The following is a 14094-nucleotide window of genomic DNA, read 5'->3' as shown; positions in this document are numbered from 1 at the left end:
CTTACCCGATCCGGCCCGAGATGTAGCTCTCGGTGCGGCTGTCTTCGGGGTTGGTGAAAATCTTGCCGGTTTCGCCGTATTCGACGAGGTTGCCCAAGTGGAAGAACGCCGTGCGCTGGCTGACGCGCGCGGCCTGCTGCATCGAGTGCGTCACGATCACCACCGAGAAGTTCTGTCGCAGCTCGTCGATCAGCTCCTCGACCTGCGCGGTGGCGATCGGGTCGAGCGCCGAGCACGGCTCGTCCATCAGCAGGATCTCGGGCTCGGTCGCCACGGCACGGGCGATGCAGAGCCGCTGCTGCTGGCCGCCCGAGAGGCCCGTGCCCGGCGCGTGCAGCCGGTCCTTGACCTCGTCCCAGATCGCGCCGCGGCGCAGCGCCTTCTCGACGATCTCGTCGAGCTCGGCCTTGTTCTTGGCCAGACCGTGGATTTTTGGCCCGTAGGCCACGTTGTCGTAGATCGATTTCGGGAACGGGTTGGGTTTCTGGAACACCATGCCGACCTTGGCGCGCAGCTGCACCGGGTCGACGCGCGGGTCGTAGATGTCGGCCTCGTCGATCTTGATCTCGCCGGTGACCAGCGCGCCGGGGATGGTGTCGTTCATCCGGTTGAGACAGCGCAGGAAGGTCGACTTGCCGCAGCCCGACGGCCCGATGAAGGCGGTGACGGTGCGGTCGGCGATGTCGACATCGACGCCCTTGATCGCGTGGGTCGTGCCGTAATGCACGTTCACGTCGCGGGCGGTGATCTTGGTCTCGTTGGTCACGGCGTTGTCCATGGTTCGCATGTCGTTCATGTCCGGGCCCCCTGCCCTTGCTCGGCTCACCAGCGCCGCTCGAAGCGGCGGCGCAGCAGCACCGCGATGAGGTTCATGGCCAAGAGGAACACCAGCAGCACGATGATGCCGCCCCAGGCGCGTTCGTAAAAGGCCGGATCGGCCCGCTTGGCCCATTCGTAGATCTGCGCCGGCATCGCCGAGTTCGGGCTGAGAAAGCCTTCGGCCACGCCGTCGGGATAGTTGGTCGCGATATAGCCCACCATGCCGATCAGCAGAAGCGGCGCGGTTTCGCCCAAGGCCTGCGCGAGGCCGAGGATGGTGCCCGTGAGGATGCCGGGCATCGCCAGCGGCAGCACGTGATGCGTCACCGCCTGCATCTTCGACGCGCCGACGCCGAGGGCGGCGTTGCGGATCGAGGGCGGCACGGATTTGAGCGCGGCGCGGGTCGAGATGATGATCGTCGGCAGCGTCATCAGCGTCAGCACCAGCCCGCCGACAAGCGGCGCGGATTGCGGCAGGTGCATGAACTGGATGAACACCGCGAGACCGAGGATGCCGAACACGATCGACGGCACCGCCGCGAGGTTGGAGATGTTCACCTCGATCAGGTCGGTCAGCCGGTTCTGCGGCGCGAATTCCTCAAGGTAGATCGAGGCCGCGACGCCGATCGGCAGCGACAGGATCAGCACCACCAGCATCATGAACAGCGAGCCGAGCATGGCGACGCCGATCCCGGCCTGTTCGGGCCGTGAATCCGACGCGTCGGCGCCGGTGATGAAGGCCCAGTTGAACCGCTTTTCGATTGCCCCGGCCTCGCGCAGCGCGTCGACCAGGTCGAGATGCGCGGCATCGAGGTTCTTGTCACGCGCGAGGCTTTCGCGGCTCACCCGGCCCTTGAGATAGCCGTCGACGCGGCTCGAGGCGAGCACTTCGAAGCTGACGGTCTGACCGATCAGATCGGGGGTCGCGAGCACGCGGTCGCGGATGTCGGCGGCGGCGGCATCCGACAGGATCTTGGTCAGCGCCTTGTCCTCGATGTCGGTGTCGAGCCCTTCGCGCGCCACCAGATCGACCAGCGCCGCCTCGATCAGCGGCTTGTAGCCGAAGGTGGAGACCTTGGCGATCTTGGCGGGGTCGCGGTCGCCGTCCTTGTCGAGCTTTTCCTCAAGCAGCGGCACGTCGAGCTGGACATAGGTCTGGGTGAAGGCCGTCAGGCCGTTCGACAGGATCGCCCAGAGCAGCGCCACGAGGAAGGCCACGCCGACGGCGAGCGCGGCGATGCCATAGGATTTGAAGCGCGTCTCGGCCCGGTTGCGCCGCTTGGTGCGGGCATCGGTGACGAGCAGCGAGCCGCCCTTGGGCGCGGGGCGCTCGGCGGGCGAGCCGGTGTCGGTGGGAATGTCGGTCATTCGTACTGCTCCCGGTAACGGCGCACGATCCACAGCGCCACGACGTTGAGCGCGAGGGTGATCACGAAAAGGGTCATGCCGAGGGCGAAGGCGACCAGCGCCTCGGGCGAGGAGAAATCGGCGTCACCGGTGAGCTGGCTCACGATCTTGGCGGTCACCGTGGTCATCGCGTCGAACGGGTTCATCGACAGCCGGGCCGCGGCCCCTGCCCCGAGCACCACGATCATCGTCTCGCCGATGGCGCGCGACGCCGCGAGCAATACCGCGCCGACGATGCCGGGCAGCGCCGCCGGAAGAACCACCTGCCGGATCGTTTCCGAACGGGTGGCGCCGAGACCGAGGCTGCCGTCGCGCAGCGCCTGCGGCACCGCGTTGATGATGTCGTCCGACAGCGAGGACACGAAGGGAATGAGCATGATGCCCATCACCAGACCGGCGGTCATCACCGCCGTGCCGCCCTGCATCCAGCCCAAGCCCAGAAACCCGCCACGCCCGAACGCCTCGACCAGAAGCGGGCCGACGGTCAGCAGCGCGAAGAGACCGTAGACGATGGTCGGAATGCCCGCGAGCATCTCCAGCATCGGCTTGGCCCAGGCGCGCACGTTGCGATGCGCGTATTCGGCAAGATAGATCGCGGCAAAGAGGCCGATCGGCACCGCGACCAGAAGCGCGATGATCGAGATGTAGAGCGTGCCCCACAAAAGCGGCAGGATGCCAAGCTCGGAGCCGCCGCCGAAGCTCGGGCTCCAGGTGGTGCCGAAGAAGAACTCGGCCGCCGGGTAGAGGCGGAAGAACTCGATGGTGTTGAAGATCAGCGCCAGCACGATGCCGAGGGTGGTCAGGATCGCGATCAGCGCGGCGCCGATCAGCACCCCGCGCATCGCCCGCTCGACCGCGTTGCGGGCCCGAAAGTCGGGCTTGGCGCGGGACACGCCCCAAACCGCCCCGGCAATGGCGAGCCCGATCACGGCGATGGCCCGCCCCAGATCGCCGATGCCCGACAGCCGCAGCCAGCGCAGCGCCGCGTCGCGGGTGGCCAATGTCACGTCGGAGCCGAGGGCCACGCCTCGCGCGGCCATGGTGTCGCGCAGTTCCTCGGGCGGCAGCGCTTGCGCGGCCTCGCGGGTCAGGCGGCCGGTGTCGATGGCGTCTTCGAGACCGGCGGCGAGACGCTGCACGTCGGCCATCATCAGCGACGGCACCGCGCCCTCGGCGGCACTGGACTCCAGCACCGGCCAGACGAGGCCGCGCGTGGCGACCGGCTGCGCCACCAGCCAGATCGCGAGCAACAGCAGCGCGGGACCGGCGGCATAGATCGCGGCGGTCCAGCCATAGTAATTCGGGAGGGAGTGAAGCCTGCGGGCCTCGCGGCGGGCGGCGCCCAGGGCACGCATGCGCGCCAGCACGAAACCGGCGGCGGCGATGGCCAGGACGATCAGGGCGATCCAGGACGGGGTCATGGCTGGGCCTTCAATTGTCGAGGCCCGAGGCGAAGGTCGCGTCGGGCCGGGGCGGTGTCAGGTCTGTCGCGCGGTCGGGGGCGGCAAGGCCGCCCCCGTTTCGATAACGCCTGGGTTACATCGCGTCCATGGTGGTGCCGTTGGCGATCGCCTCCTGGGTCGCGGCCAGCTCGGGATCGGCGACGAGGCCGTAGGCCGAAAGCGGGCCGTCGGGACCGGCGATCTCGTCGGCGACGAAGAACTCGGCGAACTCCTGAAGGCCGGGGATCACGCCCATATGCGCCTTCTTGATGTAGAAGTAGAGCGGGCGCGACACCGGGTAGTCGCCGCTGGCGATGGTCTCGGTCGAGGGCTCGACCCCGTTCATGGTCGCGACCTGCAGGCTGTCGGTGTTGTTCTCGTAGAAGGACAGGCCGAACACGCCGAGACCTTGCGGGTTGGCCTCGATCCGGGCCAGCGTTTCGGTGTAGTCGCCGTCGATGTCGACCGACACGCCATCGGTGCGGGTGTCCATGCAGGCCGCCTCGGCGGCATCCTCGTCGCCGCCATTGATCTCGAGGATCTGCTCATAGGCGCCGGTTTCCTCGCAGCCCGCGAGCAGCACCTTTTCCTCGAACACTTCGCGGGTGCCGTGCTTGGTGCCCGGGATGAAGGCGAGGATCTCCTGATCGGGCAGCTCGGCGTTCACGTCGGCCCAGGAGCTGTTCGGGTTCGACACCATCGCGCCGTCCTGCGGGATCTCGGCGGCCAGCGCCTGGTACCAGTCGGCGGGCGTGAAGGCGAAGGTCTCGCCATCGATGTCGGAGGCGAAGACGATGCCGTCATAACCGATGCGGACTTCGATGATCTCGCTCACGCCGTTGGCGGCGCAGGTCTCGACCTCGCCCTCGCGGATCGCGCGGGAGGCGTTGGCGATGTCGATGGTGTTTTCACCGACGCCTTCGCAAAAGCGCGCGAGACCGGCCGAGGAGCCGCCCGATTCCACCACCGGGGTCGGAAAATCGAAGTTCTCGCCAAAGGCTTCGGCAACGATCGAGGCATAGGGCAGCACGGTCGAGGAGCCCGCCACCTGCACGTTGTCGCGGCCCTGGGCCGTGGCGAAGCCGGCGGTGGCGGCGATGAGAGCCGCGCTCGAGGCGGTCAGCTTGACGAAGGACATGGATCGCTCCTGTTGTTCATTCCCCCGGAAGCGCCGTCCGGCGCCCCGTTGCCGTTCGATTAGGGGCTCGGGAACTCCGTTTTGTGACAGTCATGTAAAACTTTCATGACAGCCCGCGATCTAGCGCGGATGACCAAGCGGCAAGGGGCTAATCCGCGGGGAGGATCACGCTGAACCGGCTGCCCTGCCCCGGCACGCTTTCGATCCTGAGCCGTCCGCGGTGGCGGTTCACGATATGCTTGACGATGGCGAGCCCGAGCCCGGTCCCGCCCACGGCGCGCGAGCGATGCGCGTCGACGCGGTAGAACCGCTCGGTCAGCCGGGGAATGTGATGCGCGGCGATGCCGTCGCCCTGATCGGCCACGTCGAGCCGCACCCCGGGGCCGCGCAGCTCCCGGTGCCGGTCCGGGGCCCCGAGCGTCAGCGTCACCTCGCGGTCGGCCCCGCCATACTTGATGGCGTTGCCCAGAAGATTGGTCAGCACCTGCCGAAGCTGTTCTTCGTCGCCGGGCACCGTGACCGGATCATCGGGCAGATCCGCCCGGATCACCACGCGGTCCCGCGCCGCCACCGGTTCGAGCACCGCCGCCACTTGTGCCACCAGCGCCGAAAGGTCGACCGCCGCGGTCGGGCGCAGCCGCTCGGCCTGTTCGACCCGGCCCAGCGACAGAAGATCGGACACCAGCCGCGACAATCGTTCGGTTTCGCGCTGCATGATCGACAGGAACCGCTCGCGCGCCGCCGCGTCGTCGCGGGCGGGCCCGCGCAGCGTTTCGATGAAGCCCGACAGCGCGGTGATCGGCGTGCGCAGCTCGTGGCTGACATTGGCGACGAAATCGCGGCGCATCGCCTCCGCCTCCTCGACCGCCGTGATGTCCTCGAAGCTGAGCGCCACGCCGCGCCCTCGCGGCAGCGCCACGGCCCCCGCCGTCACCGTCCAGGCGGTGTCGCGGCTGCCCTCGCGGCCCAGATAGCGCGCCCGTCCCCCCGTCCCGTCGCGCAGGCAGGCCTCGACCGCGTCGAGCAGCGCGGGCTGGCGCAGCGCGGCGATGTAGTGCCGCCCGACCTGCGCGCCGCCCAACAGCCGCAGCGCGGGCGGATTGGCCGCCGCGATCCGTTCGGACGGGTCGATGAGCAGAACCGGGATCGGCAATGCGGCCGCGAATGAATCGAGCGAGCTGGGCGTCATGGTCTTTTCCTAGACGGGGCGCATCCTCGCGCCCAGACCTTACGGCACATCGCAGGTTTTTCATTTCCCGCAGGCCGTCATTCGCGTAGACAGGAGCGACAGCTTGCCGCATGGGCGGCGTGCAAACGACGCCTATGGAGTTTCCGGATGCTCGATCAGCCCGCCATGTTGCTTGACCAGGATCTCGTGATGCTGCTGGTCACCGGCGGACATGGCACGGCGGCGGTTTTGTCCCCCGGCCTGCCGGCGGTCCGCTGCGGGTTTCGCACCTTGACCGCCGATACGCTCAACGAGCTGTCGCCCGGCCTCGTGGTGTCGGGGCTGATGGGGCCGCACTTCGATGCGCTCGACGTGGCAGAGCGGCTTCAGGCGATCGGCTATCACGGAACCTACAGGATCGTGGCCGGCGCGCTGGCCGACCCCGACATGGTGCAGGCCGAAATCGCAGATGCGGCGCCGGGGCTCGATGTACGGATTTCCTGTCAGCGCGGATGAAATCGGTTACAGCGGCTTCAGCCCGTCGCGAAACCGCGCGGCGTTGTCGCGGTAGCTCAGCGCCGATTGCCGCAGCTTTTCGATCGCCGCGTCGTCGAGCTGGCGCACCACCTTGCCCGGCGCGCCCATCACGAGGCTGCCATCGGGGATTTCCTTGCCTTCGGTGACCAGCGCGCCCGCGCCGATCAGGCAGTCGCGCCCGATCTTCGCGCCGTTGAGCACCGTGGCGCCCATGCCGATCAGGCTGTTCTCGCCGATCGTGCAGCCATGCAGCATCGCCTTGTGGCCCACCGTGACGCCCGCGCCGATGTCGAGCGGATAGCCCATGTCGGTGTGCAGCACGCAGTTTTCCTGCACATTGGTGTTTTCGCCCAGGGTGATGCGTTCGTTGTCGCCGCGGATCGTGCTGCCGAACCAGACCGAGCTTCCGGGGGCCAGCGTCACGCGGCCGATCACATGGGCGCCGGGGGCGACCCAGGCGGTGTCGTCGATCTCGGGGGCTTCGCCGTCAAGCGCGTAGATGGTCATGATCTCTCCTCGAATTCCGATTGCAGCCCGCGCACGTGATCGACCAGCCAGGGCTGCTGGCTGCGGCGCAGGCGCTCCGCCTCGATGATGATCTTGAGCCGTGCCTCGGTGGCGTCAAGCTCGTCGTTGACGAGCACATAGTCATAGCCGTCCCAATGGCTGATCTCGTCCCAGCTTTTGCGCATGCGCCGGTCGATCACATTGGGCGCGTCCTGCGCGCGGCCCACGAGGCGGCGATGCAATTCGGCGATCGAGGGCGGCAGGATGAAGATCGACAGCACCTGGTCGGCCATGCGGCTGTTGGAGATCTGCTGCGCGCCCTGCCAGTCGACGTCGAACAACACGTCGCGCCCGGCCTCGGTCGCCTCGGCCACGGGGGCCGCGGGCGAGCCGTAATAGTTCTCGAAGACGCGGGCATGCTCCAGCATTTCGCCTTCGGCGACGAGATGCTTGAACCGGTCCTCGGTGACGAAGTGGTAATCGGCGCCATCGGTCTCGCCGGGGCGCGGCGCGCGGGTCGTGGCCGAGACCGAAAAGCCCAAGGTCGGATCCCAGTCGCGCAGGCGCCGCGCCAGCGTCGATTTCCCGGCACCGGAGGGCGAGGAGAGAATGATGAGTAGGCCGCGCCTGTGCATGATGTCCGCTGCTCCGTGAATTGGCCGATCTGGGTCCATCGGGACTAGGCGCAACATGCGCGCGGGGCAAGACCGGCCCCGGCCCGCGTTAATCAGTTTATGCGATATTAAGAGCCATCCCCGCCGCCGCATCGTAGGATCGTGGCAGAAACAGGGCAAAATCGTGGAGGGGTCCGATGACGATGCGTAACGAACAGAGCCGGACCGCAAGCGACGCCGCGTCACGGATCGCGCAGTTCGAAACCTATTGGCGCGGCCTCGTGCGGCATGGCCGCCCGCCCGCACGCGGCCGGATCGAACCGGGCCGGATCGGTGACGCGCTGCCTGGCGCCTTCGTGATCGACCGCGTCGCGCCGGGACAGGCAAGACTGCGCATCGCCGGCCAGTCGCTCTGCGATCTGGCCGGGGGCGAGGCCCGCGGGCTGCCGCTGTCGCGGCTGTTCACGGCCAGGGCGCAGGCGCGGCTCGCGGACCTGCTCGAACACGGCTTTGGCGCAAAGGTTCCGTTGCAGGCGCGCCTGCAGGTGCAAGGCCGCGCCGCGGGATGGCTGCTTTTGCTGCCGCTGCGGCCCGAACCGGGGGCCGCGCCGCAGATGATCGGGGCCTTGCTGCATGATTTGCTGCCGGGCCGCGCGCGGCGCTTCGGCTTTGCCGGGCCGGTGCGGATCGGCGCGCCGACCGCCCCCGCCCACGCCCCCACCCCGAGGCTGCGGCTGGTCGTGGACAATGACCCGCCGCAGCCGGTCGCCTGACGCCAGAAGGCGGGCCGAAGACCGCACGAAAAAGGGGGGCCCGAGGCCCCCCTGTCGCATGTTCGCCGGGTGATGCCCGCTCGGCTCAGACGGCGGCGGCGGTCTGGATCCCGGCCCGGCGCGCCGACAGCTCCTCGGCCACGAGGAAGGCCAGCTCCAGCGATTGCGACGCGTTGAGACGCGGGTCGCAGGCGGTGTGGTAACGATCCGACAGATCCTCGTCGGTCACCGCGCGCACGCCGCCGGTGCATTCGGTCACGTCGGCGCCGGTCATTTCGAAATGCACGCCGCCGGGGATCGTCCCTTCGGCGTTGTGCACGCCGAAGAATTCGCGCACCTCGCGCAGCACGCTGTCGAAGGGCCGGGTCTTGTAGCCGGAGGACGACTTGATCGTGTTGCCATGCATCGGGTCGCAGGACCAGGTGACATTGGCGCCCTCTTCCTGCACCGCCTTGATCAGCCGCGGCAAGTGTTCACCGACATTGCCCGCGCCGAACCGCGCGATCAGGGTCAGGCGGCCCTCCTCGTTCTGCGGGTTGAGCTTGGCCATCAGCGCCTTGAGGTGGCCGGTGGTCATCGAGGGGCCGCATTTCAGGCCGATCGGGTTCTGCACGCCGCTGGCGAATTCGACATGCGCGCCGTCGGGCTGCCGGGTGCGGTCGCCGATCCAGATCATGTGACCCGACCCCGCCAGCCACTTGCCGGAGGTGCTGTCCACGCGGGTCAGCGCCTCTTCGTATTCGAGCAGCAGCGCCTCGTGCGAGGTGAAGAATTCCACCGTCTGCAGCGCATGCGCGGCCTCGTCACGGATACCGGCGGCTTCCATGAAGTCGAGCGCATCGGTGATGCGGTTGGCCATGTCGCGGTATTTCTCGGCCTCGGGCGCGCCGATGAAGCCCAGCGTCCAGGCGTGGACCTTGTGCACGTCGGCATATCCGCCGGTGGAAAAGGCGCGCAGCAGATTCAGCGTGCCCGCCGCCTGCGTGTAGGCCTGCAGCATCCGCTCGGGGTCGGGAATGCGGGCCTCGGGGGTGAAGTCGAAGCCGTTGATGATATCTCCACGGTAGGAGGGCAACTCCTGCCCGTTGGCGGTCTCGGTCGGGGCCGAGCGCGGCTTGGCGAACTGGCCGGCCATGCGACCCACCTTCACCACCTCGACCTTGGCGCCGAAGGTCAGCACCACGGCCATCTGCAGCATCACCTTGAAGGTGTCGCGGATGTGGTCGGCGTTGAAGGCGGCAAAGCTTTCGGCGCAGTCGCCGCCCTGCAGCAGGAAGGCTTCGCCGCGCCCGGCGGCGGCGAGCTTGGCGCGCAGGCGGCGCGCCTCGCCCGCAAAGACCAGCGGCGGATACGAGCCAAGACGCGCCTCGACGGCGGCAAGGCGCTCCGCGTCGGTATAATCGGGCATCTGCACCCGCGGCTTGGCGCGCCAGTCGGCCTTTTTCCAATCGGTCATGGTCTTCGCTCCCATGGAGGCTTCGGGGATCTCGGCGGCCTCTATAGCGCGCATGGCGCGGAGGGCCAACGCGAAATGCCACCCTCGGGGCGGCTGCGGGCCGGGGCTCTTGAAGCGAGCGCGCAAACCTGTTTCGGTCGGTCTGATCGCGGCACGGCGCCGCGGATTTCGCGAGCGCGCCATGACCGACGACCTGAAGACCTCCCCCGCCGCGCCCGGCGACCCGGATCGCCCCCGGCGCTTCGTCTTCGTGCTGTTGCCGAATTTCACCATGCTGTGCTTTGCCTGCGCGGTCGAGGCGCTGCGCATCGCCAACCGCATGGCCGGGCGCGAAATCTACAGTTGGGTGCTGGCCGGGGATGGCGGCGAAACGGCGAGCTGCTCGAACGGCGCCGTCTTCAAGCTCGACAGGGACCTCGACGAGCTGTCGCGCGACGACATGGTGATGCTGTGCGGCGGCGTCGACGTGCAGGCCGCGAGCACCAGGCGGCTGCTCAACTGGCTGCGGCGCGAGGCGCGGCGCGGCGTGGTGACGGGGGGCTTGTGCACCGCCGGCTACACGCTGGCCAAGGCTGGGCTGCTCGATGGCAAGCGCGCCACGATCCACTGGGAAAACCAGGACAGCTTTGCCGAGGAATTCGAAGAGGTGACGCTGACCCGCTCGGTCTTCGTGATCGACGGCAAGCGGATCACCACCGCGGGCGGCACCGCCTCGATCGACCTGATGCTCAAGCTGATCGCCGACGATCACGGCGAGGATCTCGCCAACGCGGTGGCCGATCAGCTCATCTATACCGCGATCCGCACCGACCAGGACACGCAGCGGCTTTCGACCCCCACCCGGATCGGGGTGCGCCACCCCAAGCTCGCGCAGGTGATCCAGGCGATGGAAAAGGCGATCGAGGATCCGATCAGCCCCGCCATCCTCGCCGAGCGGGCGGGCATGTCGACGCGCCAGCTGGAGCGGCTGTTCCGGCGCTATCTCAACCGCAGCCCCAAGCGGTATTACATGGAGCTGCGGCTGAGCCGCGCGCGCAACCTGCTGATGCAGACCGACATGAGCGTGATCAACGTGGCGCTGGCCTGCGGCTTTGCCAGCCCGTCGCATTTCTCGAAATGCTACCGCGCGCATTACAAGACCACGCCCTACCGCGAGCGCGGCAGCCATGGCGCGCGTCCGGCGGCGACCTGAACGCCGAAAGGCCCGAAACCCGAGACCGAAAGACGCATGAAACGGCGCGCATTCTGCCATGACGCGAGCGTCTTCGTGGCAAGCATACCGCATCCCGGAGCGGTCCGCTCTTGGCGCAACGGCAAGCTCGCGCAACCACTTTCTTTTCGCATGAGCGGCGTCTAGCCTGCCTTCATAATAATCAATCGTCAGGGAGACGAACATGAAGAAACTGCTGCTGGCTTCCGCCGCGACCGCGCTCGTCGCGGGCACCGCCATGGCCGAGAGCCATTCCGGCCCGGTCAAGATCGGCATCATCCTGGGCTTCACCGGCCCGCTCGAATCGATCACCCCCGACATGGCGGGCGGCGCCGAGCTTGCCATCAACGAGGTCAACGAGACCGGCGCCTTCATGGGCGGCACCACGATCGAGGCCGTCCGCGCCGACAGCACCTGCATCGACAGCGCCGCCGCGACCGCCGCGGCCGAGCGTCTCGTCACCAATGACGGCGTCGCCGGCATCATGGGCGCCGACTGCTCGGGCGTCACCGGCGCGATCCTGCAGAACGTCGCGCGCGCCAACGGCGTGGTGATGATCTCGCCTTCGGCCACCTCGCCCGCGCTGTCCGAAGCCGAAGATGACGGCATGTTCTTCCGCACCGCGCCGTCGGATGCGCGCCAGGGCGAGATCATGAGCCAGGTCATCATGGATCGCGGCATCTCCGAGGTGGCGCTGACCTACACCAACAACGACTATGGCAAGGGTCTGGCCGACAGCTTCCAGAAGGCCTTCGAGGCCGATGGCGGAAGCGTCACCATCACGGCGGCGCATGAGGACGGCAAGGCCGACTACTCCGCCGAGGTCGCCTCGCTCGCCTCCGCGGGCGGCGAAGTGCTCGTCGTCGCGGGCTACACCGATCAGGGCGGCAAGGGCATCATCCAGGCCTCGCTCGACAGCGGCGCCTTCGACACCTTCGTGTTGCCCGACGGCATGATCGGCCAGCAGATCGTCGACGATCTCGGCTCGGGGCTCGACGGCTCCTTCGGCCAGCTGCCGGGGTCGGACAGCGAAGGCACCGCCATCTTCCAGGAAATGGCGACCGGGGCGGGCATCAACCCGACCGGCATCTATACCGGCGAAAGCTATGATGCCGCAGCCCTGATGATCCTCGCCATGGCCAAGGCGGGCTCGACCTCGGCCTCCGATTACGCGGGCGAGATCATGGACATCGCCAACGCGCCCGGCGAGCAGATCCTGCCGGGTGAGCTGGGCCGCGCGCTCGAGCTGATCGAGGCCGGCGAGGAGATCGACTATGTCGGCGCCACCGCCGTCGAGTTCATCGAGCCGGGCGAGAGCGCCGGCACCTTCAAGGAAATCGAGATCAAGGACGGCGCCATCGAAACCGTCGGCTTCCGCTGATCCAAGCCGCGCCGCGCCCCGTCCCGGGCGCGGCGCATCCCGTAACAATAACACGGCCCAGACCCCTGACATAAAAGGGAAACTTGGCCAATCGGGGACCAAATGATCACCGTCGAGAACCTTCACCGCCATTTTGGCGGCTTTCATGCTGTTGATGGCGCGAGCCTCAGGATCGAGACCGGCTCGATCACCGGGCTCATCGGCCCCAACGGCGCGGGAAAGACCACGCTGTTCAACGTCATAGCCGGCAGGCTTCCACCGACATCGGGCCGCGTCACCATGGATGGCGAGGACATCACCGGCCTGCCGCCGCACGAGCTGTTCCACAAGGGATTGCTGCGCACCTTCCAGATCGCGCACGAGTTTTCGTCGATGACGGTGCGCGAGAACCTGATGATGGTGCCCGAGGGCCAGCATGGCGAAACGCTGTGGAACGCGTGGTTCGGCCGCGGCAAGATCGCGGCGCAGGAACGCGAATTGGCGAAGAAGGCAGACGAAGTTCTTGAATTCCTGACGATTTCACATCTGGCGGACGAACGCGCGGGCAACCTTTCGGGCGGGCAGAAAAAGCTTCTGGAGCTGGGCCGCACGATGATGGTCGACGCCAAGATCGTGTTTCTCGACGAGGTCGGCGCGGGCGTGAACCGGACGCTTCTGAACACGATCGGCGACGCGATCATCCGGCTCAACAAGGAGCGGGGCTATACCTTCTGCGTGATCGAGCACGACATGGATTTCATCGGGCGGCTCTGCGATCCGGTGATCGTCATGGCCGAGGGCAAGGTGCTGGCCGAAGGCTCTGCCGACAACATCATGAAGAACGAGGCGGTGATCGAGGCCTATCTCGGCACCGGGCTCAAGAACAAGACCGTCGGTGAGACGGCATGAGGGGACGGAATTTGCGTATTTCGGGAATGGTGAACCGCAATGGCTGAGCCGCATCTGATCGGTGAGGCGATGACCGGCGGCTACGGGCGCGGCGCGGACATCCTGCATGGCTGCACGCTGTCGGTCGACAAGGGCGAGATCGCGGTGATCGTCGGGCCCAACGGCGCCGGGAAATCCACCGCGATGAAGGCGGTGTTCGGCATGCTGAACCTGCGGTCGGGCTCCGTGCGCATCGGCGGCGAGGACATCACGCACCTCTCCCCGCAGGACCGGGTCGCCAAGGGCATGGCCTTCGTGCCGCAGACCTCCAACATCTTTCCGTCGATGACGGTCGAGGAGAACCTCGAGATGGGCGCGTTCCTGCGCCGCGACGACATCCGCCCCACGATCGAGCAGGTCTATGACCTGTTCCCGATCCTGCGCGACAAACGCCGTCAGGCGGCGGGCGAATTGTCGGGCGGCCAGCGCCAGCAGGTCGCCGTGGGCCGGGCGCTGATGACCCAGCCCTCGGTGCTGATGCTCGACGAGCCGACGGCGGGCGTGAGTCCCATCGTCATGGACGAGCTGTTCGACCGGATCATCGAGGTCGCCCGCGCGGGCATCACCATCCTGATGGTCGAGCAGAACGCGCGCCAAGCGCTCGAGATCGCCGATACCGGCTATGTGCTGGTGCAGGGCGCCAACGCCTATACCGGCACCGGGGCCGAGCTGATGGCCGATGACGAGGTGCGCCGCACCTTCCTGGGGGGCTGAG

The 14094-nt window shown here is 67.6% G+C and carries 14 protein-coding genes; 6 read left to right on the top strand and 8 right to left on the bottom strand.

The features are described 5' to 3' along the window. Window position 1: 1 nt before the first annotated feature. The 5 genes from pstB to LOKHON_RS09580 all read right to left on the bottom strand — a co-directional run bounded on the left by pstB (window position 2) and on the right by LOKHON_RS09580 (window position 5995). A complete protein-coding gene (pstB, locus tag LOKHON_RS09600; protein ID WP_026147483.1) occupies window positions 2-796 on the bottom strand; it encodes a phosphate ABC transporter ATP-binding protein PstB in 795 nt (264 codons plus the stop codon). A gap of 26 nt (window positions 797-822) precedes the next feature. Then, the gene (gene pstA / locus LOKHON_RS09595; protein WP_017928557.1) at window positions 823-2187 is read right to left on the bottom strand and encodes a phosphate ABC transporter permease PstA; all 1365 of its coding nucleotides are present in this window, start codon (window positions 2185-2187) and stop codon (window positions 823-825) included. Further along, a complete protein-coding gene (pstC, locus tag LOKHON_RS09590; RefSeq protein ID WP_036082522.1) occupies window positions 2184-3647 on the bottom strand; it encodes a phosphate ABC transporter permease subunit PstC in 1464 nt (487 codons plus the stop codon). The genes pstA and pstC overlap by 4 nt, the downstream gene beginning before the upstream one ends. Window positions 3648-3762: 115 nt before the next feature. After that, window positions 3763-4806, bottom strand: coding sequence for a substrate-binding domain-containing protein (locus LOKHON_RS09585; protein ID WP_017928559.1), 1044 nt, complete (start codon window positions 4804-4806; stop codon window positions 3763-3765). Window positions 4807-4954: 148 nt separating this feature from the next. Next, on the bottom strand, window positions 4955-5995 hold the full coding sequence (locus LOKHON_RS09580) for a sensor histidine kinase (RefSeq protein ID WP_017928560.1): 1041 nt from the start codon (window positions 5993-5995) through the stop codon (window positions 4955-4957). Between the two features lie 147 nt (window positions 5996-6142). Between LOKHON_RS09580 and LOKHON_RS09575 the strand changes: the two genes are divergently transcribed. Next, a complete protein-coding gene (locus LOKHON_RS09575) occupies window positions 6143-6490 on the top strand; it encodes a hypothetical protein (RefSeq protein ID WP_017928561.1) in 348 nt (115 codons plus the stop codon). Between the two features lie 6 nt (window positions 6491-6496). On the opposite strand, the gene LOKHON_RS09570 is transcribed toward LOKHON_RS09575, so the two are convergent. Then, on the bottom strand, window positions 6497-7018 hold the full coding sequence (locus LOKHON_RS09570; protein WP_017928562.1) for a gamma carbonic anhydrase family protein: 522 nt from the start codon (window positions 7016-7018) through the stop codon (window positions 6497-6499). Further along, on the bottom strand, window positions 7015-7653 hold the full coding sequence (gmk, locus tag LOKHON_RS09565; RefSeq protein WP_017928563.1) for a guanylate kinase: 639 nt from the start codon (window positions 7651-7653) through the stop codon (window positions 7015-7017). The genes LOKHON_RS09570 and gmk overlap by 4 nt, the downstream gene beginning before the upstream one ends. A 176-nt stretch (window positions 7654-7829) precedes the next feature. Between gmk and LOKHON_RS09560 the strand changes: the two genes are divergently transcribed. Then, on the top strand, window positions 7830-8405 hold the full coding sequence (locus tag LOKHON_RS09560; RefSeq protein WP_017928564.1) for a PAS domain-containing protein: 576 nt from the start codon (window positions 7830-7832) through the stop codon (window positions 8403-8405). A gap of 85 nt (window positions 8406-8490) precedes the next feature. Here LOKHON_RS09560 and LOKHON_RS09555 read toward each other — a convergent pair whose 3' ends face one another. Then, a complete protein-coding gene (locus tag LOKHON_RS09555; RefSeq protein WP_017928565.1) occupies window positions 8491-9861 on the bottom strand; it encodes a class II 3-deoxy-7-phosphoheptulonate synthase in 1371 nt (456 codons plus the stop codon). Window positions 9862-10042: 181 nt separating this feature from the next. Here LOKHON_RS09555 and LOKHON_RS09550 point away from each other — a divergent pair, with 181 nt between their 5' ends. The 4 genes from LOKHON_RS09550 (at window position 10043) to LOKHON_RS09535 (ending at window position 14093) form a co-directional block, all read left to right on the top strand. Continuing rightward, complete coding sequence (locus LOKHON_RS09550) at window positions 10043-11053, top strand: GlxA family transcriptional regulator (RefSeq protein ID WP_017928566.1); 1011 nt, start codon at window positions 10043-10045, stop codon at window positions 11051-11053. A 202-nt stretch (window positions 11054-11255) separates the two neighbouring features. Next, window positions 11256-12452 (top strand): ABC transporter substrate-binding protein, encoded by a 1197-nt coding sequence (locus tag LOKHON_RS09545; protein ID WP_017928567.1) that lies wholly within the window; start codon window positions 11256-11258, stop codon window positions 12450-12452. A 102-nt stretch (window positions 12453-12554) separates the two neighbouring features. After that, entirely contained in the window at window positions 12555-13340 is a 786-nt protein-coding gene (locus LOKHON_RS09540) for an ABC transporter ATP-binding protein (RefSeq protein WP_017928568.1), read from the top strand. 39 nt (window positions 13341-13379) lie between these two features. Beyond that, complete coding sequence (locus LOKHON_RS09535) at window positions 13380-14093, top strand: ABC transporter ATP-binding protein (RefSeq protein WP_017928569.1); 714 nt, start codon at window positions 13380-13382, stop codon at window positions 14091-14093. Window position 14094: the final 1 nt, after the last annotated feature.

Source organism: Limimaricola hongkongensis DSM 17492 (assembly GCF_000600975.2).
Classification (GTDB): domain Bacteria; phylum Pseudomonadota; class Alphaproteobacteria; order Rhodobacterales; family Rhodobacteraceae; genus Limimaricola; species Limimaricola hongkongensis.
The sequence above is the reverse complement of the archived record's forward strand: the minus strand, read 5'-3'. Positions and strand labels throughout refer to the sequence as shown.

Bases quoted from the DNA above. Each gene is read 5' to 3' on its own strand.
- pstB (WP_026147483.1), bottom strand. From the start codon at position 796: ATGAACGACATGCGAACCATGGACAACGCCGTGACCAACGAGACCAAG.
- pstA (WP_017928557.1), bottom strand. From the start codon at position 2,187: ATGACCGACATTCCCACCGACACCGGCTCGCCCGCCGAGCGCCCCGCG.
- pstC (WP_036082522.1), bottom strand. From the start codon at position 3,647: ATGACCCCGTCCTGGATCGCCCTGATCGTCCTGGCCATCGCCGCCGCC.
- LOKHON_RS09585 (WP_017928559.1), bottom strand. From the start codon at position 4,806: ATGTCCTTCGTCAAGCTGACCGCCTCGAGCGCGGCTCTCATCGCCGCC.
- LOKHON_RS09580 (WP_017928560.1), bottom strand. From the start codon at position 5,995: ATGACGCCCAGCTCGCTCGATTCATTCGCGGCCGCATTGCCGATCCCG.
- LOKHON_RS09575 (WP_017928561.1), top strand. From the start codon at position 6,143: ATGCTCGATCAGCCCGCCATGTTGCTTGACCAGGATCTCGTGATGCTG.
- LOKHON_RS09570 (WP_017928562.1), bottom strand. From the start codon at position 7,018: ATGACCATCTACGCGCTTGACGGCGAAGCCCCCGAGATCGACGACACC.
- gmk (WP_017928563.1), bottom strand. From the start codon at position 7,653: ATGCACAGGCGCGGCCTACTCATCATTCTCTCCTCGCCCTCCGGTGCC.
- LOKHON_RS09560 (WP_017928564.1), top strand. From the start codon at position 7,830: ATGACGATGCGTAACGAACAGAGCCGGACCGCAAGCGACGCCGCGTCA.
- LOKHON_RS09555 (WP_017928565.1), bottom strand. From the start codon at position 9,861: ATGACCGATTGGAAAAAGGCCGACTGGCGCGCCAAGCCGCGGGTGCAG.
- LOKHON_RS09550 (WP_017928566.1), top strand. From the start codon at position 10,043: ATGACCGACGACCTGAAGACCTCCCCCGCCGCGCCCGGCGACCCGGAT.
- LOKHON_RS09545 (WP_017928567.1), top strand. From the start codon at position 11,256: ATGAAGAAACTGCTGCTGGCTTCCGCCGCGACCGCGCTCGTCGCGGGC.
- LOKHON_RS09540 (WP_017928568.1), top strand. From the start codon at position 12,555: ATGATCACCGTCGAGAACCTTCACCGCCATTTTGGCGGCTTTCATGCT.
- LOKHON_RS09535 (WP_017928569.1), top strand. From the start codon at position 13,380: ATGGCTGAGCCGCATCTGATCGGTGAGGCGATGACCGGCGGCTACGGG.